The sequence below is a fragment of the Nonomuraea ceibae genome, assembly GCF_019396325.1.
GTDB classification, from domain to species: domain Bacteria; phylum Actinomycetota; class Actinomycetes; order Streptosporangiales; family Streptosporangiaceae; genus Nonomuraea; species Nonomuraea ceibae.
In genome coordinates this window covers 1-21,565 of record NZ_JAHKRO010000141.1, presented here as the reverse complement: position 1 = coordinate 21,565, position 21,565 = coordinate 1, and the positions used below count along the sequence as shown (strand labels likewise).

The 21,565-nt window shown below is 67.7% G+C and carries 23 protein-coding genes and 1 pseudogene; 11 read left to right on the top strand and 13 right to left on the bottom strand.

Going from position 1 to position 21,565, the window contains the following annotated elements; genetic code table 11:
* Window positions 1-593, top strand: a 593-nt coding sequence (locus KME80_RS44120; RefSeq protein ID WP_246646754.1) for a LysR substrate-binding domain-containing protein, incomplete at its 5' end; no start/stop codon positions are given.
* A gap of 325 nt (window positions 594-918) precedes the next feature.
* Here KME80_RS44120 and KME80_RS44115 read toward each other — a convergent pair.
* The 3 genes from KME80_RS44115 to KME80_RS44105 all read right to left on the bottom strand — a co-directional run bounded on the left by KME80_RS44115 (window position 919) and on the right by KME80_RS44105 (window position 3,217).
* The gene (locus KME80_RS44115) at window positions 919-1,521 is read right to left on the bottom strand and encodes a hypothetical protein (RefSeq protein WP_219517644.1); all 603 of its coding nucleotides are present in this window, start codon (window positions 1,519-1,521) and stop codon (window positions 919-921) included.
* Complete coding sequence (locus KME80_RS44110; RefSeq protein ID WP_219517642.1) at window positions 1,509-2,225, bottom strand: DUF4158 domain-containing protein; 717 nt, start codon at window positions 2,223-2,225, stop codon at window positions 1,509-1,511. The genes KME80_RS44115 and KME80_RS44110 overlap by 13 nt, the downstream gene beginning before the upstream one ends.
* A 443-nt stretch (window positions 2,226-2,668) precedes the next feature.
* The gene (locus tag KME80_RS44105; protein ID WP_219517641.1) at window positions 2,669-3,217 is read right to left on the bottom strand and encodes a hypothetical protein; all 549 of its coding nucleotides are present in this window, start codon (window positions 3,215-3,217) and stop codon (window positions 2,669-2,671) included.
* Window positions 3,218-3,294: 77 nt separating this feature from the next.
* On the opposite strand from KME80_RS44105, the gene KME80_RS44100 reads away from it, so the two are divergent.
* On the top strand, window positions 3,295-3,834 hold the full coding sequence (locus tag KME80_RS44100; protein WP_219517638.1) for a PadR family transcriptional regulator: 540 nt from the start codon (window positions 3,295-3,297) through the stop codon (window positions 3,832-3,834).
* A gap of 770 nt (window positions 3,835-4,604) precedes the next feature.
* On the opposite strand, the gene KME80_RS44095 is transcribed toward KME80_RS44100, so the two are convergent.
* From KME80_RS44095 to KME80_RS44080, 4 genes are all read right to left on the bottom strand, one after another.
* A complete protein-coding gene (locus KME80_RS44095) occupies window positions 4,605-5,858 on the bottom strand; it encodes a right-handed parallel beta-helix repeat-containing protein (RefSeq protein ID WP_219517637.1) in 1,254 nt (417 codons plus the stop codon).
* Between the two features lie 35 nt (window positions 5,859-5,893).
* Window positions 5,894-7,525 carry an extracellular solute-binding protein gene (locus KME80_RS44090; RefSeq protein WP_219517636.1) on the bottom strand — a complete coding sequence of 544 codons (1,632 nt, stop codon included), beginning with the start codon at window positions 7,523-7,525 and terminating at the stop codon, window positions 5,894-5,896.
* 115 nt (window positions 7,526-7,640) lie between these two features.
* Window positions 7,641-8,528, bottom strand: coding sequence for a carbohydrate ABC transporter permease (locus tag KME80_RS44085; RefSeq protein WP_219517635.1), 888 nt, complete (start codon window positions 8,526-8,528; stop codon window positions 7,641-7,643).
* A complete protein-coding gene (locus tag KME80_RS44080; protein ID WP_308126182.1) occupies window positions 8,528-9,568 on the bottom strand; it encodes an ABC transporter permease in 1,041 nt (346 codons plus the stop codon). The genes KME80_RS44085 and KME80_RS44080 overlap by 1 nt, the downstream gene beginning before the upstream one ends.
* A gap of 79 nt (window positions 9,569-9,647) precedes the next feature.
* Here KME80_RS44080 and KME80_RS51255 point away from each other — a divergent pair, with 79 nt between their 5' ends.
* The 3 genes from KME80_RS51255 to KME80_RS44065 all read left to right on the top strand — a co-directional run bounded on the left by KME80_RS51255 (window position 9,648) and on the right by KME80_RS44065 (window position 13,231).
* Window positions 9,648-10,688 carry a glycoside hydrolase family protein gene (locus KME80_RS51255; RefSeq protein WP_219517633.1) on the top strand — a complete coding sequence of 347 codons (1,041 nt, stop codon included), beginning with the start codon at window positions 9,648-9,650 and terminating at the stop codon, window positions 10,686-10,688.
* An 8-nt stretch (window positions 10,689-10,696) separates the two neighbouring features.
* A complete protein-coding gene (locus KME80_RS44070) occupies window positions 10,697-11,701 on the top strand; it encodes a LacI family DNA-binding transcriptional regulator (RefSeq protein WP_219517632.1) in 1,005 nt (334 codons plus the stop codon).
* Window positions 11,702-11,866: 165 nt separating this feature from the next.
* Window positions 11,867-13,231 carry an HAD-IIIA family hydrolase gene (locus KME80_RS44065; protein WP_219517631.1) on the top strand — a complete coding sequence of 455 codons (1,365 nt, stop codon included), beginning with the start codon at window positions 11,867-11,869 and terminating at the stop codon, window positions 13,229-13,231.
* A 454-nt stretch (window positions 13,232-13,685) separates the two neighbouring features.
* Here the strand turns inward: KME80_RS44065 and KME80_RS44060 are convergent, their stop codons facing one another.
* Window positions 13,686-14,006 (bottom strand): hypothetical protein, encoded by a 321-nt coding sequence (locus tag KME80_RS44060; RefSeq protein ID WP_219517629.1) that lies wholly within the window; start codon window positions 14,004-14,006, stop codon window positions 13,686-13,688.
* A gap of 358 nt (window positions 14,007-14,364) precedes the next feature.
* Between KME80_RS44060 and KME80_RS44055 the strand changes: the two genes are divergently transcribed.
* On the top strand, window positions 14,365-14,676 hold the full coding sequence (locus KME80_RS44055) for a hypothetical protein (protein WP_219517628.1): 312 nt from the start codon (window positions 14,365-14,367) through the stop codon (window positions 14,674-14,676).
* 19 nt (window positions 14,677-14,695) lie between these two features.
* On the opposite strand, the gene KME80_RS44050 is transcribed toward KME80_RS44055, so the two are convergent.
* A complete protein-coding gene (locus KME80_RS44050; RefSeq protein WP_219517626.1) occupies window positions 14,696-14,959 on the bottom strand; it encodes a hypothetical protein in 264 nt (87 codons plus the stop codon).
* A 247-nt stretch (window positions 14,960-15,206) separates the two neighbouring features.
* On the opposite strand from KME80_RS44050, the gene KME80_RS44045 reads away from it, so the two are divergent.
* Window positions 15,207-15,893, top strand: a complete 687-nt coding sequence (locus KME80_RS44045) for an alpha/beta fold hydrolase (protein ID WP_219517625.1) — start codon at window positions 15,207-15,209, stop codon at window positions 15,891-15,893.
* Window positions 15,894-17,100: 1,207 nt separating this feature from the next.
* On the opposite strand, the gene KME80_RS44040 is transcribed toward KME80_RS44045, so the two are convergent.
* On the bottom strand, window positions 17,101-18,027 hold the full coding sequence (locus tag KME80_RS44040; RefSeq protein ID WP_219517624.1) for an oxidoreductase: 927 nt from the start codon (window positions 18,025-18,027) through the stop codon (window positions 17,101-17,103).
* 117 nt (window positions 18,028-18,144) lie between these two features.
* Between KME80_RS44040 and KME80_RS44035 the strand changes: the two genes are divergently transcribed.
* Window positions 18,145-18,708 (top strand): TetR family transcriptional regulator, encoded by a 564-nt coding sequence (locus KME80_RS44035; protein WP_219517623.1) that lies wholly within the window; start codon window positions 18,145-18,147, stop codon window positions 18,706-18,708.
* A gap of 288 nt (window positions 18,709-18,996) precedes the next feature.
* On the opposite strand, the gene KME80_RS44030 is transcribed toward KME80_RS44035, so the two are convergent.
* On the bottom strand, window positions 18,997-19,443 hold the full coding sequence (locus KME80_RS44030) for a MarR family winged helix-turn-helix transcriptional regulator (protein WP_246646752.1): 447 nt from the start codon (window positions 19,441-19,443) through the stop codon (window positions 18,997-18,999).
* A gap of 328 nt (window positions 19,444-19,771) precedes the next feature.
* Between KME80_RS44030 and KME80_RS44025 the strand changes: the two genes are divergently transcribed.
* Window positions 19,772-20,221 carry an SgcJ/EcaC family oxidoreductase gene (locus KME80_RS44025; RefSeq protein ID WP_219517622.1) on the top strand — a complete coding sequence of 150 codons (450 nt, stop codon included), beginning with the start codon at window positions 19,772-19,774 and terminating at the stop codon, window positions 20,219-20,221.
* An 8-nt stretch (window positions 20,222-20,229) separates the two neighbouring features.
* Here the strand turns inward: KME80_RS44025 and KME80_RS44020 are convergent, their stop codons facing one another.
* Window positions 20,230-20,490 carry a hypothetical protein gene (locus tag KME80_RS44020; protein ID WP_219517621.1) on the bottom strand — a complete coding sequence of 87 codons (261 nt, stop codon included), beginning with the start codon at window positions 20,488-20,490 and terminating at the stop codon, window positions 20,230-20,232.
* Between the two features lie 170 nt (window positions 20,491-20,660).
* Here KME80_RS44020 and KME80_RS44015 point away from each other — a divergent pair, with 170 nt between their 5' ends.
* On the top strand, window positions 20,661-20,846 hold the full coding sequence (locus KME80_RS44015) for a hypothetical protein (protein ID WP_219517620.1): 186 nt from the start codon (window positions 20,661-20,663) through the stop codon (window positions 20,844-20,846).
* Window positions 20,774-20,944: pseudogene (locus tag KME80_RS51250) on the top strand (IS5/IS1182 family transposase); the annotation flags it as partial. The gene KME80_RS44015 and the pseudogene KME80_RS51250, both read left to right, overlap by 73 nt.
* Window positions 20,945-21,149: 205 nt before the next feature.
* Here the strand turns inward: KME80_RS51250 and KME80_RS44010 are convergent.
* The coding region (locus KME80_RS44010) for a transposase family protein (protein WP_504739706.1) at window positions 21,150-21,565 on the bottom strand (416 nt) is incomplete at its 5' end.

Genomic DNA, 21,565 nt, shown 5'->3' with positions numbered 1-21,565 from the left:
CGCGGCTGGAACTGGGCCACGGCCGAGACCTGCCGTCGGTGATCACCGCGCTGCTGCACGGCGACATCGACGCCGCCTTCGGCCGCGTCCACGCGCCGCTGCCCGCCGGGCTGACCCATCGCCTGGTACGGCTGGAACCCGTGGACGCCATCCTCCACGCCGATCACCCGCTGGCGAACGCGCCCGCGGTCCGTCCGGCGCAGTTGCGCGACGGCGTACTGTGGACCCCCGGCGCGCTCCACCGGCTGGACTTCCTGCACCGCTTCGCCATGGCCTTCGGCATCCACCAGCACGCCGAAGGCACCAACCTGGGGCTGGACCGCTTCCTGGCCGATCTGGCAGCCGACATGCACCGCTTCAGCCTGCTGCCCGCAGACATCCCCCTCCCGCCGCACCCGGCGATCCGCTCGATCCCGCTGATCGACCCCACACCGCTGTACGCCTGGTCACTGCTCTGGCGCGACAACGGCGGCCTCCCACTGCTGGACACCTTGACAAGCGCCTTCGTGACGGAGGCCGAGCGCAACCGATGGCTGGAACACGATCCCGCCCGCGATTGGCTACCCGAACGCCACAGCACGGACGCCGGCTAAGGCGATCGCGTACTTAGTAGGCGGCGCAGAAACATGAGGTGACGCCAGAACCACCGCACCGTCCCGCCCGGAGATCCGCTCACGCCGCGGTGAGATCGAGCCGGCTCTCCATGTCCAGCCGGAACCGGCCGCAGGGGTTCACACGAGCCCTGAACAGCGGGCTGAGGGCTCGCCGGTACTGCCCTGGGTCAGGCCGGTGTTCAGCTTGTCCAGGGCGGTCCACATCCGCGTCTTCGGGCCGGCGATGAACCCCGTGGCATCCAGCGGTTTGCCCAGCGCCGCGTAGTGCGCGTCCCGGTTGTCCTCGAAGTCGCCGGGCAGGTCCTCATCGGGATCGCGCCAACGGCCGCCACCCTCGACATAGATCTCGCGGCGGCGCAGAGCGTTTCAGCCCGATCAGCGCGCAGGCTCGTACGGAATCCGCTCCACCCGGCCGCTTCCGGCGTCGACGCCGCCGTCCAGCCACGCCTTGGGCACCACCCCGTCGATCGGCACCGTCTCGGCCGCGGCGTAGTGCCGCTGGTCGGCATCGACGCCCGCATAGCGGGCCGGCATCTCGATCGCGTTCATCACCGGCCGGTGGGGTGTTGTGGCACTTGACCTCCAGCGCGGCCGGCAGCGGCGCCAGTATCCGCCGGTAGTAGTGCGAGTAGGAACCCCGCAGTTGGTAGCGGATCCGCTCGGCGACCACACGCTCGGTGGCCATCAGCTTCTTGGCCAGCGCCCGCAGCGTCTTCTCCCCGCCCGGCACCGCGGAGAAGACCACCTGCCGGACCGTCTCATCGGGCTTGCTCAGCGCGGCGTTCACCATCGTGGTGAAGATGCCCCGCTTACCGGGCACCGCGGCGAGCTGACCGATCAGCTCTTTCTCCACCCGCCGCTCGGCGTGGGCGTTGATCCGGTGGATCAACCCGATCAACAGTTCCACCAGCCCGTCCACGAGTTCGGCCTGCCGGTCCAGCACAACGCCGCCAGCAGCGTGTAGCGCACCGGCGGCCGGCGGGCCTCGAAATCCGAGGGATACATCCGCATCGCCCGGCCCCGCCACGCCGCCACGATCTGATCGGAGATCTCGGCGAACACCGCCTCACCCAGCCCCAGGGTGCGAGCGGTCGCCAGCTTGCCGATCTCCACCAGCAGGGTGTCCAGCCCCAGCGGCCCAGGGCCGGCCTTCAACTCGGCCAGCACGTGCGGCCGCCCCAGCAACTCCTCCAGCCGAGCGCACACGGCCGGCCCGAGCCGCGCCATCACCTGCTCGGCGAAGGCCTCCTCGAAACGGCGGCACCCGGAATTGACCACCCGTTCCAGCTGGCCACTACTCGGCGGTTCGATCCCGGCGCTCCGGCACCGCTCGCGCACCGCCTCGGCCAGGCGATCACGGTTCGTCGCGATCGGGCACACCTTGTCGGCCAGCCACTGCGCCAGCCGCTCCTCAACGTCCCCACTCGCCGGGTGGGTGCCGAATCGCCTGCGGATCCGCGCCCGGTCACGCTCGATGGTCCGGCCCCGCCAGGAGTACTTCGCCAGCAGCTCCGGCTCGACCTCCACCAGCGATGCCACGTACTGCACCGCGGCCGCCGGTATCTCCTCGGGATAGGCGAGAAACCACCCCTCGATCTCGTAGAACTTCAAGATCAATCCAAACCGAGCCTGCCGGCCCCCGCCTTTCCCCGACCAGGTCCCAACCGCCCTCCACCAAGGTTCACGTGCTGATCAGCTCATCCTGTTCCCAGTCGGTACGCACGTCGGAGTTCCTCCCCGGGCCGATGCCATCAATGGCCCGATCACCATCGAGAAGCCCGAGGGGTTAACGGAAGGTATGCGCTACCTGAGATAACTCCTCATTGGAACTGATAGCCAACTCTTCGCATATCACCTCATTAGCCCTCGGGGATGCCCGGGGTGGCGGCTCGCCGTAGCTATGGGAGGTCCAGGCCGACACAGTCAGCGCCGCCTGGGGCCGGTGCGCGCTCCGTCGGCCGGCGCCTGCAGCCCACCCCGGGCAAAGCCATTCGGATGACGTTGCGCCACAAGTGTGAGAAGGCAGGTTGCCGTGCAGGAACACCGCCGACATGTCAGGCGCGGGCCGCCACACGCTTGGGGTACCAGCTCGTGAAGGCCGCGGGAAGCACGAACGAGAGCACCTTGATGGCGACGACCAGCGCCGTCGCATGAGGTGAGACGAAAAGGACCAGCGTCAGGCAGATCGCGGCGACAGTGAAGGCCACCGCCCAGGCCGTGGTGATGACGACGTTGACGCGATAGAAGCGCGGGCTCTTCCAGACCGCTTCGGAAGCCATCGTGCGCGCGATGCCGAGCGTGAACGGCCTGCGGATCGCCAGCGAGCCCCAGGCGGTGCCGGCCAGCCACACGTTGACCAGGGCGGGCCCGTACGGGGTGAGCGGCGAATGCGGGCGTAGGAGCGACAGCGCTGTGAGGCAGGCGAAGAAGATCGCCGCGCTGCTTTCGATCACCATCTCGTCCCATGCCTTGCCTGCCCGCCGGTCGACGACGATGAGGACGAGGGCGATGACGAGCCCAGTGATGGCGCCCCAGCGCCACTCGTCCCCGGTGGCGATGACCGCGTAGAGGATCCAGGGCAGAAAGCCGAGCAGGCCCGACATGATGAGAGATCCTTTCACGTTCCTGTTGTGACCTGTCGAATCTAGAACTTCCTGAGCCGACATGTCAACATAGGAATATGAGTCTTCGACACGCCGTTCTGGGACTGCTCGCCGAGGGACCCGCGAGTGGATACGACCTGATGAAGACGTTCGACGTCTCTCTGTCGAACGTGTGGCCGGCCACGCAGAGCCAGCTCTACACCGAGCTCGGCAAGCTGGCCGACGCGGGTCTGGTGGACGTTTCAGCCGAAGGTCGGCGCGGTCGCAAGGAATACATGATCACCGAGGCGGGGCTGGCCGAGCTGCGCCACTGGATCACCGACGTGGAGCCGACCCGCGTGCTCCGAAGCGACATGCTGCTCCGCGTCTTCTTCCTGGGGCAAATCACGCCTGAACAGGCCCGCGCGTATCTCCGCCACCAGTCCGAGCTCGCCGGCAAGCACCTGGAAGGACTCGAGCGCATCCGCGCCTTCCTCGAAAACCGCCAGGACAACCTCTCCGCATACGGCCGCATCACCCTGGAGTACGGCGTGCGCCTGGCCAAGACCCAGCAGGAATGGGCACTGAAGGCCGAAGCCGACCTCGCCCGAACCCGACCGGACGCCCCCGATCGCTGACGGAGAGATCCTGCAACGCCGTCCTGGTTGCATGGGACGTGGCGGTATGCCAGCCGCTGCTGATCGGCCCGCTGGCCGATCAGCAGCGGCTGGGATTGGCGGCCGCGGACGCGGCGGCAGACGAGCTCGGGACCTCACGGCGGCAGGTGTACGTACTGCCGGCCCTGGTGGCGCGCGGGCGGAGGCGTCGCCTCAGACTTCCTTCCCCAGCGCTCCAGCGGCGGTCGGGACGGTGATGATCGATGGCCTGCCTTGGACGGACTGCAGCGTCGCTTCGGAGGATCTTCCAGCTTCCAGCTGGGCGTTCGCACGCTCACCGGGGCCGCGAAGGCGGGCGTGCGAGCGGTTGGCTTGCTTCCGGGACACAGCTTGTTCTTGCTTTTGTACGGGGTGCGGACCGGTCCTTCGTCTTCCTGGTAAGCCTTGTCCGTCGCCGACATCTCGAGCAGAGCCAGCAGCACGCCGATCGTGCTCGCGGTCGTCTCCCAGGAGCGAACTCCGACACCTGTTGGCCGGCTGTTACAGCAGGCCGCCCGCACCGGTCATCTGCGGCCCCTCGCGGCGGAATCGATTCACCAGCATCGCGATCCCCTGTCTCACGAGATCGGGCTGTCGAGCTTGGCGGGCGGTTCGTTCGTGGATAGTGACTCCACGGCGGTCTCGGACATCAAGCGTGTCCCTCGAGCATCAGACCCGCCGTACGTTGTGAACCTCCTGCGACCTCGAACGGCACGACGGGAGGGTCATGCGACTCGTCTCATGGAGTGACATCACCGTTGTGGCTCGCGTCTGAAGGTGACGTTCGCGCTGTAGCTGAAGCCGCCGCCGCTGACGATGTTCGCGTAAACGGCGACGTCGCTGACCGGCAGCTGGGCGTTGGTGGCGTTCACGCCGACCGCGGGACGGGTCGACCCGTCGACCAGCGTGATGTCGTTGCCCATGATGTCGACCGTCTCGTTCGGGTTCGGATTGATCGACTTGACGTAGACGCCGCCCCAGCACGACCTGATCGTGTTCTCCCGGATGACGACGCGGGAGGTGTTCATCGGCCCGATCGCGTCCCACTTCGCGTGCTCGATGAGATTGCGTTCGATCCACACGTCGCTGTGCACCGCACCGGGGGCACCGGTGTGCGAGCCGATGATCTTTCCCCAGCCCGGGTAGTCCTGCGAGCGACCGCAGTAGCTGTCGATGACCCGGATGTCAGTGGCCGGGGTGTTGTCAGCGACCCCGCCCCAGGTGGTGCCGGTGGTCGCCACGTCGAGCTGCACCGCCTCGCCGTGCCACAGCCCGGCCGTCGGCGCCTCGATCCAGCCTTCGAACCGGCATTCGCTGACGGTAGCCGTGCGGACGGCGTTCAACTCGACTCCGTGCCACCATTTGACGTTGCGCACGGTGACCTTATGCAGCTCGACGTGATGGGTGTGCTCGAAGGTGATCGCGTTCATCGGCGGCGCGTCCGTCGCCTTCGCGCGATCGTCGCCGGTCGCGTTCCGTACGAAGTGCGCGGTTGGATCCCAGATGCCGCCCTCCAGCCGGATGTTGCCGGGCGCCCGGTGGCCGGTGCAGTCGTCGGGAACAGCGTTGATCAATAACGTCGCCTCGCGCGAGTTCACGGCCGCGACGCTGACGAACGAGTCGGGGTAGGTGGGCTCCGGGGAGTGCTGGTTCTTGTCCTTGTAGTAGGTCTGTGGCTTGACCGCCACGTCGGAGGTGAAGGTCGCGCCGTCCGCCCGCAGCGTGGTGTCGCCGCCGATGACCAACGGCCGCTTGAGCACGTGGACGCCCGGCGAGGCGACCACGACGCACCGCCCGCCGGCGTCGCGTTCCAGGCTCCGGTCCCCGCGGGCGGCGAGGTTGAGCAGCGTGCGCAGTCGGCGCACACTGGCGGACTCGCCTGCGACCAGCGGGTTCGGGCCGGGCTCGGCGGATGCGGCCTGCGCTGCGGCGGCGCCGCCCGCCGTCACCGCGGCGGCGCCGCCGAGGACACCGGCCGCGAGTGCGGCCCGTCGGCTCATGTTCATGTCGTTTTCCCTTCTGAGGTGGAGGACGCCGGACATCAACGCCCCTTCAACTGTTCCTGGAACTCGCGGCGGATCTGGTCGCCGCCCTGACCGCGCCAGGCCTGTCGGTACTTCTCGATGTCCGTGAGCGGCCGGGAGCCGACCACGATCTGGTTGATGTAGGTGGCGAAGAGCTGATCGAGCTGGGCGCCGCGCGCGTCCTGCGTATCCGACTGAAGTCCTTCGACCGGGCTGGCGACCGATTGGCGGACCATCTGGGAGTTGGTCTCCACACATTCCTTGGCGGTCGGGAAGATCCAGCTCTGCGGTGTCAGTCCGTAGCCGATGGCGCCCTTGTCCGCGTCGAGGTTGGTGCCCTCGACGGGGACCGGCTCCCCGTCGGCCCCGCGGGTGAAGTAGTCGCCGTCGGCGCCCCAGCCCTGGTAGTACCACTCTTCGCTGCCCACGGGCCCGCGCCGCCAGTTGAACAGCCGGAGGATCTCGGCCAGCCGGTCCTTGTCCTTGGCGGCCTCGGCCGAGATCGCATTGATGCCGTAGACCCCCGCCGACTTGCGGAAGACCGCCTTGGCCGACCCGTCGTGTCCTGGCGGGACGAACGCGGCGAAGGCGCCGTCCAGTTCGGCGACCACCTTGCCGAACTGGGAGGTCGGGCGATGGAAGTTCGCCGCCGAGTCCACTGCCATGCCGACCTGGCCCTGGACGACGAAGGCCCGGTAACGGTCGGTCTGGCTGCCGAGCGCGAGCGCGTCGGGGTGCATCCCGCCGTTCTTCCACAGCTTGGCCAACCAGGCGATCGCCGCCTCGAACTGCGGAGTCTCGATGGCGTGGGTGAGTTTGCCGCCTTCGTACGTCCAGAGGTTGGGTACGCCGAACATGCCGTAGGCCAGCTCAAGGGCCATTCCGGGGAAGGCCGTCAGGCCCCAGGTCTCCTTGGACCCCTCCGGCTTTCCCTTCGTCATCGCGACCAGGAGCTCGGCGGTCTCCTCGGCATCGGCCGGCGGCTTGGCGAAGCCGAGTTTGTCCGCCCAGTCCTTGCGGTAGCGGAATTCCAGCAGTTCCACGGGCACGTCGATGGGGACGCCCCACAGCCCGCCGTTGATGGTGCAGGCCTGCCACTGCTCGGTGCGGACGTTGGCCACGTTGGGGTACTCCAGCACCTTGTCGCCGGACAGGGTTTCGCTCAGATCGGCGAACGCGCCCTGCTTGATGGCCTTGAGGCAGCCCGCGGAGAAGGTCAGCTGGACGACTTCGGGAAGATCGCCTCCGGCCAGCATGGTGGCGAACTTCGCCTCGTAGTTGCCGGCCGACACCTCCGTCACCTTGAAGTCGATGCCGAGACGCTCGTTGAGCCCCTGCCACCACCGGTTGTCGGCGAGTGGAGTCGCCGGTGGCCCCCAGGTCAGATGGAAGTGCCGGACGACGCCACCGCGGCCCGGTGTTTGGGTGACGGTCCTGGTCAGCTTCTTCGGCATCGAGGGATAGGCCGTCGGGACACCGGGCACCTCCGGGACGATGGCCCCCGGATAGACCGGCGGCGCGACGTAGGCCGGCGGCGGCGCCGCGGCCTTCGTCGTGCCGGATGAGCGGGTGCCGCCGGATCCGCAGCCGGCCAGGGCCGTCCCCGCCACGACACCGAACCCGAGGCCGAGTGCGGCCCGTCGGCTCATCAGGGGGGCGCCGCCTCCGGCATGCGGATATCTGGACTTCGAGGACACGCTGAACTCCCAACGAGTTGGTCAGGGGGCACGAACCGGTGCGGGTGGCGGTGGCGCTGCGAGGGTGTCAGCCCTTGATGGCACCGGTCAGCACACCCTTGGTGAAGTACTTCTGCAGGAACGGGTAGACGATCAGGATCGGGACCGTGGCCAGCACCACTACGGCCATCTGCACGGACTGGCTGGAGGGCAGGTTGTACATCTCGGTGTTGTTCATCGAACTCATCGACGCCCCCTGCAGGACGTACGAGTTCAGCACGAGCTGGATCGGCCACTTCGACGCGTCGTTGAGGTAGAGCATCGCGTTGAAGAACGAGTTCCAGTAGGCCACCGCGTAGAACAGGCCGATCACCGCCAGCACCGCCTTGGACAGCGGCAGCACGATCTTGACGAAGATGCTCAGCTCCCCCGCGCCGTCCATCCGCGCGGCCTCGAACAGCTCGCGCGGCAGCTGCATGAAGAAGTTCCGCATCACCACCACGTTGAAGGCCGAGGCCAGCACGGGGATGATCAGCGCCCAGTACGAGTCGAGCAGCCCGAACGCCTTCACCACCAGGTAGTTCGGGATGATGCCGGCGCTGAAGAGCATCGTCAGCAGGACCAGGTAGAGGGCCGCTCGTACCCCGGGGATCTGCCGGGTCTTGGTGAGCGCGTAGGCGAGGGTCGCGGTGACGGCCAAGGACAGCGCCGTGCCGACCAGAGTGATCGCAATCGAGACGATCAACGACCGCTGCACGATCCCGCCCTTGAAGATCGTGGTGTACGCCGAGAAGCTCCATTCGCTCGGGATGAGCCCAGCCGTCGTCGTGGCCTCGGGGCTGGCGAACGAGTTCAGGATCACGTACGCCAGCGGGTAGATCATGATCAGCAGGATCAGGCCGATCACCATGCCCTTGAGCGCGGTCACGACGCGGTTCGGCGGTTCGACCCAGGCCGGTCGGTGGGATGACGTCATCAGAACAGTCCTTCACTGCCGGCGCGGCGCGCCATCCGGTTCGCGGCGACGATCATCAGGGTGCCGATGACGCCCTTGAGCAGGCCGGCGGCCGCGCCGATGCCCCAGTCGCCTCCGAGCACCCCGCGGAAGTAGACGAACGTGTCGAGCACCTGCGCCGCTTCGGCTCCGACGGAGGGCTGTTGGAGCAGGATCTGCTCGAAGCCCACGGACAGCACGTCGCCGAGTTTGAGGATGAGCAGCAGCACGATCACAGGCAGGATTCCCGGCAGGGTGATGTGCCAAGTGCGGCGCAGGGGTCCCGCCCCGTCCACTGCGGCCGACTCGTACAGCTGGGTGGGGATCGAGGCGATGGCGGCGAAGAAAATGATCGTCCCCCATCCCACGTCCTTCCAGATCACCTGGGCGGTCAGCAGAATCTTGAACGTCTCAGCGTTCGCCATCACGTTGACGCTGCCGAGCCCCAGCTGCTGGAAGAGGTCGGCCAAGGCACCCGCACCACCCAGCACCTGCTGCCAGACGGCGATGACGATCACCCAGGACAGGAAGTGCGGCAGGTACACGACGGTCTGCACCATGCGCTTCACCCGCCCGCTGAGCAGCGAGTTGAGCAGCAGCGCCAGCAGGATCGGAGCGGGGAACGCGAACGCGATCTGCAGGAACGAGATGACCAGGGTGTTGCGGACGGTGCTGGCGAACTCCGGGTCGTCGAACAGCTTGGCGAAGTTGTCCAGTCCGATCCATGACGAGCCGCTCAGCCCCAGGAAGGGCGAGTAGTCCATGAAGGCGATCGAGACACCGGCCAAGGGAAGGTAGTGAAACAGCAGGAAGTAGAGCATTCCCGGCAGCAGGAGAAGATAGATCGCCTTGTGCCGCCGCAGCGCGTGCGTGAGTCGTCGCATCCGTCCAGAGGGTGGTAATGACCGCGGGTCCAGGCGGCTCGGGGACGTCGCGCCGGGATGGGTGGCGACGGCCTCGCGGCCTATCCGGTCCCTCCTCTGAATCGACGTCACGGCATCATCCTCTGTCTCGACCACCACGAACTTCAACGTTACAGTTGGCACGTTAACACTGGCCGGACTGGCCGTAAATAACAGTTTCGGCAAGACGGAGGCGTACGTGACAGGTCGAGCCGTGGTCGAGGTCGTGCAGCAGAGCGGAGCCCAGGACGAGCGCGCGTTGCAGCGGGCGCTGGACGAGGTGGCCGGGACCGCCGGTGGGCGAGTGATCGTAGGTCCCGGGGAGTGGCAGCTGCGCGGGGCACCGTTGCGGGTGCACGCAGGCACGCGACTGACGCTCACGCCCGCGACGCGCATCGTCCGGACCGGACCGATCGAGACGATGTTGATCAACGGACCGTACGGCGGCGAGCGGTCCGTCGGTGCTCACGACGGGCCCGGCAACATCGTGGTCGAGGGCGGCATCTGGGATGTGAACGGCTTCGCGAACCCCCAGCCGTCCTTCGGCATGGTGTTCAACCACGCCAGGGATGTCCAGGTCCGTGATCTGGAGATCCGGAACATGCCCGAATGGCACGCCATCGAGACGAACTCGACGTACAACGTGACGATCTCCGGATGCCGCTTCTTCACCGGCATCGCTCGCCAACCGCACGCCTACCAGACGGAGGCGGTCAGCCTCGACTTGGCCGCGCCGGGGCTGACGGCATGGGGCGCCGAGGACGACACCCACAGCAGTCACATCCGGGTGATCGACAACTTCTGCTCCGGCTACCCGACCTTCGTCGGCTGCCACACCGGACATCCCAGCCTGCAGCACAGCTCGGTCGTGATCGCGAACAACACCGCCACCGACCTGTCGTGCTGGGCGGTCAACCTGACCAACACCGGCGCCGTCTCAATCAGCGCGAACGCCTTCACCGGCACCGCCGCCGGCATCCGGATCAGGACCGGCGGCGACCGACGGGTGACCGGCGTCGCGATCACCGGCAACGTGGTGAGCTGCACCAGCGGCCCCGCCGTCCACCTGGACGCCGCGGTCGGCGGGGAGATCGCGGCGACCGTCGTCAGCGGCAATTCGCTCAGCTCGCCCAGTCTGCCGATCATCGAACAAAGTGGCACAATAGAAGCCGTGCTGGGGCCCAACGCGGGATACTCGTACGCCAAGGACGGCGAGCCGACGGCGAGCAGGGACGTCTGATGCCACGGATGTCCAACGGCCCTACCCTCAAGGGGTTGGCGGCGATCATCGGCATCAGCCCGACCGCGGTCAGCATGGCCCTCAACGGCCGCCCCGGGGTGAGCGACGAGCTTCGGGAACGCGTCCGGGCGATCGCCGAAGAGCAGGGCTACCGTCCCAACTTCGCCGCACGCGCGCTTCGGGTCGAGCGCTCCAACATGCTCGGCCTGATCAGCCGCAACCTGAGCAACCCCGGCTACCTGCGCCTGATCGACGGCTTCAGCGGCGCGGCCGAGGAACACGGCTATCAGATCCTTATCGGCACCTCGGATCTCGACCGGTCGCGCGAGACCAGCATGATCAGGGCCATGACGAACCGGCAGCTCGACGGGCTGGCGATCGCGCCGATCGACGGCGAGGCCGTGCTGGAGACCTGGCAGGGCAAATCCGATCGCCCCATGGTGCTGGTCAACTCGGCGCGCAGCGCCAGGTCGTCAGGCGTGATGAGCATCCGCGGCAACGCGTCCCAGGCGGTCCGGCTGGCCGTCGACCACCTTCTCGAACTCGGGCACCGCCGGATCGCCCTGCTCACCAACCCGGGACTGTCCTCGGCCTCCGAACGGGTGTCCTTGTTCCGCCGGATGATGAGGGCCGCGGGACTTCCCTCCCGGGTCGTCTCCGGCAGTGCCGCCGACGAAACGATCGAGCGGGTGGTCCGCGCGCTCGCCAAGGCCGATCGCCCGACCGCCGTCATCACCGACAGCGACCTGCTGGCCCACTACGTCTACGACGCGGCGATAGCAGCCGGGCTCCGGATTCCCGGCGACCTGAGCGTCGTCGGTCATGACGACCTCCCGACGTCGCATCTGCTCGGTCCCGCGCTGACCACCATCGCGGTCGACCGGTTCGAGATCGGCCGGCAGGCGGCGACGATGCTGATCGGAGCCCTGAACGGGGACGAGATCGAGAGACCCCATCGGGAGCTTCCCGTCGAGCTCAAGGTCAGGAAGTCAACGGCCCGGCCGGCTGGGTGATCTCGCCGGCTCGATCCGGTTCCTTCCCGCAGGAAGCGGACCATCAGCACGTCCGACGTGCTCTCACCGGACGTTCCGCACGGCACCAGCCGGTGTCGACCGAGGTCACGCGACAGACGCCGGCTGTTCGAGTCACGCTCTGGCACGACAGGAGAAGCATCCTCGATGCGCATCGCCCACATCACCGACATTCACCTCCGAAGCCATATCCCCGGACACTCCAGGCTGCCGATCCGGCGCAGTCGTACGGCTCCCGGACTTCTTGCAGCTGCGCTCGACGACGCCCGCCGTCGCGGCGCCGATCTGATCGTGATCACCGGTGACCTGGTGGACGTCCCGGAATACCTGTTCGCCCCCGAGCGGGACACTGCCCGGGACAGGCTCGTCTGGCAGCGGGTACGAGCTGACTATCGTCTCGTGCGGAAGATGCTGGACGATTGCGGCATCGAGTGGATCGCCGTTCCCGGCAACCACGACAGCTATCGCGTCCACGCCGAGGAACTGGGGTCCGGGCCGTTCGTCCGCGACGTCGCAGGACTGCGCTTCGTCAGCTTCTGGGATCGGGAGTCGACCGGCAACGTGCCTCGTCGCACGCTGACCGAACGGGAGCGGTTCGACTCCTCGTTGCTCGACCCGGGCACACGTCCGCAGGTCCATCTGCAGCACTTCGTCATCACGCCGCGGTTGGACGAGGGCTATCCGCACACCTACGCCGAAGGCGAGGAACTCCAGCGGCGAACCAGCGACTCCGGCCGGGTCGTCCTGTCCCTGTCCGGGCACTACCATCCAGGAGCCGAGCCCACCACGATCGGGCCCACCACCTTCAGTGTCACCCCGGCACTCGTCGAGCATCCGCACCCGTACCGGATCTTCGACATCGCACTCGACGGCGGCCTCGTCGGCGCCGTCCGGCACACGCAGGTCGACCTTGCAAGTGACGCACCCGCCCGCAAGGCGGTGTTCCTCGATCGAGACGGGTGCATCAACACGCTGGCGACCTACCGGCACGGCCCCGAGGCGATGCATCTGCTGCCGGCCGCAGCGCCCGCTCTCCGGCTGCTGCGTGATCACGGTTACGCCTTGATCGTCGTGACCAATCAATCCTGCGTCGGCCTGGGCTACGTGGAGCCGGGCACCCTGGAGGAGGTGCATGACCGGATGTCCGAGCTGCTGGCCGACGAAGGCGTCACCGTCGACGCGGTCTACAGCAGCCCGGTGGCCGGGCACCACGCGGTCGCCGATCGGCTCAACGTAGGGGACGAGCCGAAGCCCAGCCCCGTCATGATCAAGCGCGCGGCCGCCGAGCTGAAGCTCGACCTGTCCAAGAGCTACCTGATCGGCGATCGGGCATCGGACATCACGGCCGCGCAGGCCGCCGGGGTCCGCCCGATCCTGGTGCGCACCGGCGACGGGCGGGCCACGGAGCAAACCTGGAGAGATGCTCTGGCCTGCCCCGTCGTCGACGATCTCGTAGCTGCGGCAGTCGAGGTCATCGGCGGCTCAGAGTTCGGACGTGCCAAAGCCTTGTGAGGCATCAGTGAGAGCCGCCACGCCTGCTCGTACAGGTGATTTTCGCCATGTTAGTGGGATCGCAGTCATGTCACGCCGCTCTGTGGCCGACCAAGCGGTGCCCCGTCCCGCCCGCTCGGGTCGGACGGTGGCGTGAACGCAACCTCGTAACGTCAGGGCTCAGCGAGATCACCGACGATTGCCATGGGACGCGGTAAGTCCTGTGCTCGTCGGGCGCGCCCGCCCGGGCGGCCGGCTGCTCCTCGCGGTGACAACGGCGGTGGCGCCACCCCCGCTACGGCGTCCGGTATCCCCTCCTCCGCCGTCGACCAGTGCCAGTGCCAGTGCCAGTGCCAGTGCCAGTGCCAGTGCCAGTGCCCACGTGCCTTCCGTCCACACGAACGTTGGCGCCCTCGGCGTGGTAACGAGGCCGGGATCTCCGGCACCGCGGGGTGACCGGTTTACCGAATCCGAGTCACTCCTCGCGACGGGGCATGTCGGGAAACACGGCCGCCAGGGTCGGGCTGTCGGGCCGGTACAGGTCCAGCGGGTCGGCACGCATCGCCGCGTCGAGCGCGAGGGCGTCATCTCCGACCAGGATGCGCCACGTGCCGGCGCGTACGCCGTCAAGGATGATGGTCGCGGCGTCGGCGGCCGACAGCGGCGCGGTGTCGCGAAACCACTCACCCATGCTGTTGACCGCAGCCCGAACCTCCTCATCGCTCAATCGGTCGGCGGCAACGCCCGCGAGGGCTGCGGCGAGCACGCGGGCGTCCGCGAGTTGCTCGGTGGTCATGTCGACAGGCTCGCAGTGGCCGTGGATCCGGCGGGAGTTGATCACGATCTCCGTGCCGACGTGCCCTTCACGGCGAACTTGGCGGCACTGTACGCGCTCATCGGCAGACCGGGACCGGCCGCCCAGAACCCGTTGACACTGCTGGTGTCGACCAGGCACCCCTCACCTGAGGTGAGAGGCTCACCTCCCCAATCGGATGCTCTCGCATCACCCACCGGCAGCACATCCTTGCCCGGACCGACGCCGCCCACTGAGCCCAGTGTTGGAGACCCGGGGTGCCACTACAGGAATCTTGACTAAAAGTAGTCTAATTATTACTTTAAGTAATTGAGATCCCGCCTAGATCGAGGAGGTCACCATGCATCGAATCGTGAGCACCACCGCTGTCCTTGCCGCCGCCCTCACCCTCATCGCCGCTCCCGCCCAGGCCGCAGCGATCGCGCCCCCCGACGACATCGGCGGAAGCAGTCTTCTCCCCTGTGGACCTCACCCCACCTACGGCGGATACTTCTGCGACCTGAACGACATCGCCGGGACACTCTCCGGAGTGTTGGACGGCGTCCTCAACCTCACCTGCCTGAATCGAGAGACCAACTTCATCATCTGCCGCAACCAAAGCCAGGCTCCGGATGCCCGGTACAACCCTGGCGCTGTACGCACGGGCCTATGAACACGAAGGCCCGCGGCCATCACGCGACGACCACTTCGAGCGGCCTGTCATGCTCGTCCTTGCGCCGCCGAGCCTCGCTTGAGGACTCGGCCACCTCATGCAGTCCGCATGGGCATTTGAGCCACCAGGTGTGCCGGTCGATCTCGCGGGTGAACGCCCCGTTGGACGAGTAGTTCTTGTGCCGCTCGGTCGTCTTCGTGATCGTCACCCGGTGAACCAGCTGAACACCTTCTCGCCGGTGCGGGATCATGTCAGGCCTGAGCCTGGCCAGGGTCGTGTTCACCTCGCACCACTCCATGCGGAGCCGGGCGAATCGCGCGTCATCGAGGAGCGTCGACGTCGATGCACCGAGTCCTCGACGGACGGCTCAAGGCCACTCGCTCCAACGTCCGTTTCCAAGAGCGGCGAATCGCCGACTTGCCCGCCGACCACGGATCGGGGACGTAATACCTTCACCACTACACCACGGCCTGCCGCCGAGGGGCGGAATTGGGTTGCAGCGGCGGCCGCCGGGCCGGGAGAGTGCCACGATGACGGAGATTCTTCTGTTGCCCGGCGGTGGGCGGAGGTCCACGGACTGGCGGCTCGCCGCGCCGCTGCTGGAGGCAGCGGGGTTACGCACGGTGGCGATCGACTTGCCGGATCTAGGCTCGTGGTCTTGGGCCGGAGCCGTCGAGTCCGTGGGTGAGGCGATCAACGACCACGGCATGGAGCATCCGGCAGTGGCCGGGCACTCGCTGGGCGGCATCGTCGCGGCCCTGTGGGCCTCAGAGCATCCCGAGTGCCCTCTCGCGGTCAATTTGGACGGGCATACCAATCCCACGGGGCCCTTCGACGGAGTCGACCCGGTCGGCGCCGAGCACACGATGCGCGCGTTCCTCGCCGAACAGACGGCGGGCGATCCGGAGATGACCCACTTCATCGCGCAGATGGACGCGCTCGACCTCATCGCCGTCTACCGGGCGGCCCGCTGTCCCCTTCTCGTCGTCTCCTCCAGCGGCTCGGACCTGAGTGCGATGTTGCCCCCGGCCGTCTCGGTGGCCTTTGACGCCTACGTCCGCGGCTTTGCTCGCGAACTAAAGACAGCCGCCGCGCATACTCCGCTGCTCTCCCTCGCCGACCTGACTACCGGCCACGACATGCACCTGGAGGCTCCGCACGAAGTGGCGCGCCTCATCCTCGGCCACCTGAGCTCCGGCCACCGTCCGACCCCGTAATCGTCGGCTCCCTCCCACCACGGCTGAAGACCATCCAGCGCCCGCTTCCGCGTGATCACGGCGGAGCGGGCGCTGTCATTTCTCACAAACATTTCGCCTCGTGTTGATCTTTAACCGCTGTCAGAACTCACCTACAAGCGCTACCCGTTGAGACCAACAAAATCATCCGCTCCTTGGACATGTGCGGCTCGTCGCACAGTGGAACTCCACGTGCCACGGCGACCAGCCCTTCACCGTGCCGGGCAGCCGTCGTGTCTCCGCGTGGTCGAACCCGACGTAGGCGATGGTGTCCGCCGAGTCACAGTGCTCGTTCATCCATTTGCGACAGGGCACCTGCTTGAGGTGCTCGCTGCACGGCGCGAGCCGGGAGTTGCCGAGCCATTTGACGTTGAAGAATACCTCGAACGGTGTGCGGCCGTCCTGGACTAGGGCCGGTGTGACACGTGCTCGCGCCCGTCTCCCCGGCTCCCGTTGTTGCGCATGAGGAGCGACGGTGGCGGTTCCCAGCCGGGAGGGACGCCGAGCCCGTGGTGGAAGCCGCCGGCTGTGACCGCGAGCCTCCCGCGTCGCATTGACAGAGGAGGGCCGCCGCGCCGCCGCGCGCGCCCACGATGACGTGGTCGCACGGCTGGACAGGATGATCGAGCGCCTGGGGGATGACGCGAGGGAGGGTCTGACCTCGACGGTTGCTCAGCTGCTTGTCCCACAGGGGCTCTGTGTGGCAGTCACTCAGGTCTTGGCCCTGACCCCGCAGCTGATCTGCCCGGGGCCGGTGGGCAACTGGGCCGCGACGGGCCGAGCCCGTGCCGGCTGCGACGTGCCCCACCGGGCGGCGGTCGAACAAGGCCAGAGAACCAGCAGGCATCACCGTGAACGTCAGCCTGGTGTGCGCGTGAGTCGTCAGACCGTCGGCACCTCCAGGCTCAGGTTGCCGGGATCTCGGCGACGGGTGTAGGTGATGGCGTGGGCGATATGGTGCCGAGGCGAAGCTGACGGCTAGGTCGGCGCGTCGGGGATGAGGGCGTCGCGAAGCCGCGCGACCGCATCGTCTGACCGGGAGCCGTTGGCTGCTCCATGCCGCCTCGGTAGTGGCTCGTGCGGCGACCATCAGTCCCGCCCTGGACCGGTCAACTCCGACGACGATCATGTCCTCCCTCTTTCCGGATGCCCGACGATCAGCTAACTGGGGGGATCGTCAGGCCCGGGACTATGCGGGGGCGGGATCGAGCGGGAAGTGCACTCCGGTCAGGCGTTCCGACAGCTCCCACAGCCGGCGGCCGGTCTCGGGATTCGTGGCGGCGGGGGCGAGCCGGACCCGCTTCGGCGCGCCACGCAGCTCGCCTGGGCCGCCCGGCCCCAGGAAGTCGCCGCCGCGTACGCCGGGTGCGGCGGACGCGTACAGCTGGGACAGGGCGCCCTGGTCGGCGGGCTGGGCAAGCGGGATGAGGACGCGGCCGAACAGCAGCCGGACCGGGCCGACGGGCGTGCCGCTCTGGAGACCGGTGGCGGCATAGCCGGGGTGGGCCAGAACGCTGCGTATGGGGCTGCCAGCATCAGCCAGCCGTCGGTGCAGTTCCCAGCCGAAGGCGGCGTTGGCGAGCTTCGACTGGTTGTAGTGGCCCATGGGCGAATAGCGGCGTTCGCCGGACAGGTCGTCGAAGACGATCTGCGCCTTGCGGTGGTTGGCGGAGGTGACCGTGACCACGCGGGGGTCGGCGCCCTGGGCGAGCAGGTCGAGCAGCAGGCCGGTGAGCGCGAAGTGGCCGAGGTGGTTGGTGGCGAACTGCAGTTCGTGGCCCTGGGCGGTGAGCGTTCGCGGGGGCGCCATCACGCCGGCGTTGTTGATGAGCACGTCCGGGCGTGGGCCGTCGGCGCGCAGCCGGGCGGCGAAGGTGTGGACGGAGTCCGGATTGGCCAGGTCGAGTGGCCGCACCTGGAGGCGGGCGCGGGGGTGTGCTGTGGTGATGCGGGCCGCGGCGGCGCGGCCCTTGGCCTCGTCGCGCACGGCGAGGATCACGTGCGCGCCCTCGCGGGCGAGCGCCAGGGTAGTGGCCAGGCCCAGTCCGCTGCTCGCTCCGGTGACGATGAAGGTCCGCCCGCTCTGGTCGGGAATCGTCCATGACTGCGTGCTCATGTGACACAATCTGCCGTGGATGGCACTGAGTGTCAATCTGGCTTTGCGTGTCGAAACTGGCACGAGGGGTACGATGTGTGGGTGGTTACTCCCTTGGCTCAGCGCAAACGCCAGCTCGTGCTTGACGAATTGACCCAGGCTGCGCTCGGGTTGCTGGCGACCAAGGGGTTCGAGGCGGTCACGGTTGACGAGATCGTGGCTGCAGCCGGTGTGTCCCGGCGCACGTTCTTCCGCTACTTCGCCTCGAAGGAGGACGTGGTCGTCCGGTTTCTGGGCGACCTGGGGAGTGGCATGCGGGCTGAGCTGGCGGCCCGACCGGCTTCGGAGCCGCCGTCCGTGGCGCTGCGTCACGCCGTCGCAACCTCCGTCAGCGCGTGTGCCGCTCATGACGGCCGGGCGTTGCGGGTGGTGCGGCTGATCCTCGGCACGCCCGCGCTGCTGGCACGTTTTCTGGAGCGGCGGGCGCAGTGGCGTGACGAGCTGGCGGCCGAGCTGGGCCGCAGGCTGGGGCTCGATCCGGCGGCCGGGCCGTTCCCGCATCTGGCGGCGGGGGTCGCGCTGGCCGCCTTCGACACCGTGCTGCAGCGGTGGAGCGGCAGCGACGGCATCGCTGACCCGGTCACGCTGACCGGCGAAGTCTTCGAGATGATCGCGCCCGCCCTGGACTCGCTGACGTCCTAGCAACCGCACAACCCCGCGCGTCCCGACCTGCCGGTGGTCTTAAGGCCACTATGACGCTCCTCGGTGACACGGACACCATCCCCGGATGACCCACCTACAAGACCTCGCCCAGGCCATCACCGGACCGGACCTGAACCCTGCGAACGAAGATCGGCATCAGCCGGCAGGTCAGACGAGCGGTCCGGGTGCGGGCTGGATCAGTGCGGGCGGTGCGACGAAGGTCATGCCAGGAGCAACGACCGCACCGGGCTCAATGATCGCGAGCCGTCCACGCTGACTCCATTGGTCTCACAGTGCCGCATTGAGATCTTCTGTGGCGTCCTGGTAGGCGCGTGCGGCGCGGGCGAAGTAGTCGAAGAGGACCTGACGTTCCTCGGGGGTATAGCCGCCGATGATCTGGCCGATCTGCCGTCGGACGGGGGCGAGGACCGTGTCGAGCAGGACGGGACCGTCGGCCGGTTCGACGATGACCTTGCGGCGGTCACCAGGGTCGGGAACCCGGCGGACGTAGCCGGCCTGCTCGAGGCGGTCGATGAGGCGGGTGGTCGGCCCGGTGGTCAGTCCTGTGCGCGCGCCCAGTTCCCCGGGGGTCATCGCCCCCGAGAGGTCGAGGATGTTCAGCGCGTACAGGTCGGTCGCGCCCAGGTCGCAGGCCTTGGCGCTGGCGTGGCCGTGCAGCATCACCGCGCTCAGGTACTGGCGGTAGATCCGGCTCGCATCCTCGGATGTTGACAAAGGATCTCCCCCTCCTTAGTCTCTTCCTTGGAGAAGAGACTTCTTCAACGAAGAAACTTCTTGTAAGAAGCTATCACGTTGGGAGAATCGTCATGACCACCACTGTCACGCCCCACCAGGTCGACGACGTTCCGGCGTTCCCTAGCGGCCATGCGGGCGACGAGCCAAGCGGGCCGAGGGCATAGGCGCACTGCTGCCGTATCGCCGCCTTCCCTAACACCAAGCGGCAGCCGGGCATGGAGCACATGTCGTTCCCGCTCGACTCCGACACCAAGCCCGCCGCCGAGAAGTGATCCCTCCCCCCTTGTTCAGAGAGGAACTCGCCGCCATGAACGACTCCACTGCGATCACCGCTGTCCTGGAGCGCCTAGCCGACGCCTGGAGGATCGGGGATGGCGCCGCCTACAGCGCGGAGTTCACCCCAGACGCCACCTACATCACCTACGTGGGCACCCTTTACGTTGGCAGGCCGGAGATCGGGAGCGCACACCAGGCGCTGTTCGACAGCTTCCTCAAGGGCACCCGGCTCGCCTACGAGATCATCGACATCCGGTTCACCGGTCCCGACACCGCCCTGGTCATCACCTGCGGCGACACCTACAAGGACAAGCCCGGCAAGCTCCAGAAGATCCAGACCTACGCCCTGGCCCGCCAGGGCGACGGCCGATGGCAAGTCGCTGCCTTCCACAACACAAAGCACAAGCCCGTCATGGAGGCCATCTCCTTCAAGTTCCAGCCCGCCGCCAAGCCTGCCGTGCGGCCTGACAAACTGAAATGATCAAGGGGTCACCATGCCCCTCCATCGCCATCATCGGCGCCGTCGGCCGGACCGAGCGGCTCATCACCGAGCGGCTCATCACCGAGCAAGTCCTGAATACCGGAGACCATGTCACCGCGATCGCCCGCCAAGCCGAGTCCTTGAAAGCGCCCCCGGCTCCACCGCGCCTTCGCCGTCGTCATGCCCCCGGCCCGCTCCACCAGCTGCTGGACGACCACGACGCCGTGATCCCCGCGCTTGGCGCCACTGGGCTGCACACCCCAGGTCATCTCCCGACGAAACCGGCAGCAGGGCTCATCTTGATCTCCCCAGCCGGACTCACTGCCCCGACCGGCCCAGGGGTCCGACACGCGGCTGCTCACCCGCTGACTGGCGCTCCCACCAGCTGTCCTGGCCGAAGTGCCGCTCGAAACTTGGGCGCTTCTGCGAGAAGGTCGGCTTGCCTGACAGCCCCGATGACCTCGCCACTTACCTCAAGGACGCCCACCTGGCCGCGGCCGCGCGCCTGCAAGCCGACTACCTCGACGACGCCGACCTGATCATCGACGATGATGGCGTGCCCACCCTCAAAGGGCGCCACCGCACCGCCGCTGGCCGGCCGATGGCACCTGGCAGCTGCTGCTGACCGCGATCCAGGCCGAGCAGGACGCCGAAGGCCAGGTGGACGGGGACATCTCCGTGGACTCCACCACTGTCCGGGCGCACCAGCACGCCGTAGGCGCGCTCCGCCCACCACCCCCGTAGTCTCCCGCACGGGGCGGCAAAACGGGAGGACGCCGCCGGGACAGACCAGGGCGATCCGGTGCCCGCCGCGCTGGCCACCCGGCTGGCGGAGATGGCCAGACTGGGAGTGCCTAAGCCGTTCCGGTGGCGGGTTCACCAGCAAGATCCAACTGTCCGCTAGATGATTGATTCCAAGGGGTTGGGATCAGTGGTCGTAGGCGGTCAGTGAGCGGGCGATGGGCTGACCGGTCTTGTCGTTGTGCCAGATCACGGCGGTCAGTGCAAGGATGCGGGTGATCACGCGGATGATGACACCCGCGAACGTGCGCCCGCCGTGGCGTTCGAGGTCGAGCTGGCCTTTCAGTGTCTGATTGATGGACTCGATGGTCTGGCGCAGGGGTTTGAACAGGTGTGCGCCGGAGCGTGGTGGCTCGCCTTTGCGGGCCTTGCGCAGCAGGCGCACTCCTGCGGTGGCCAGGGCATGTTCGAAGTCACGGCCGTAGTACTGCATGTCGGCGATCAGGTCCTGCCGGCCTCGGTGGCGGGCCAGCAGGTCGGGGTCGGCTTCGAGCATGCCGAGCAGGGTGAGGCGTTCGTCGGCCTTGGCGCCGGTCAGGGCGA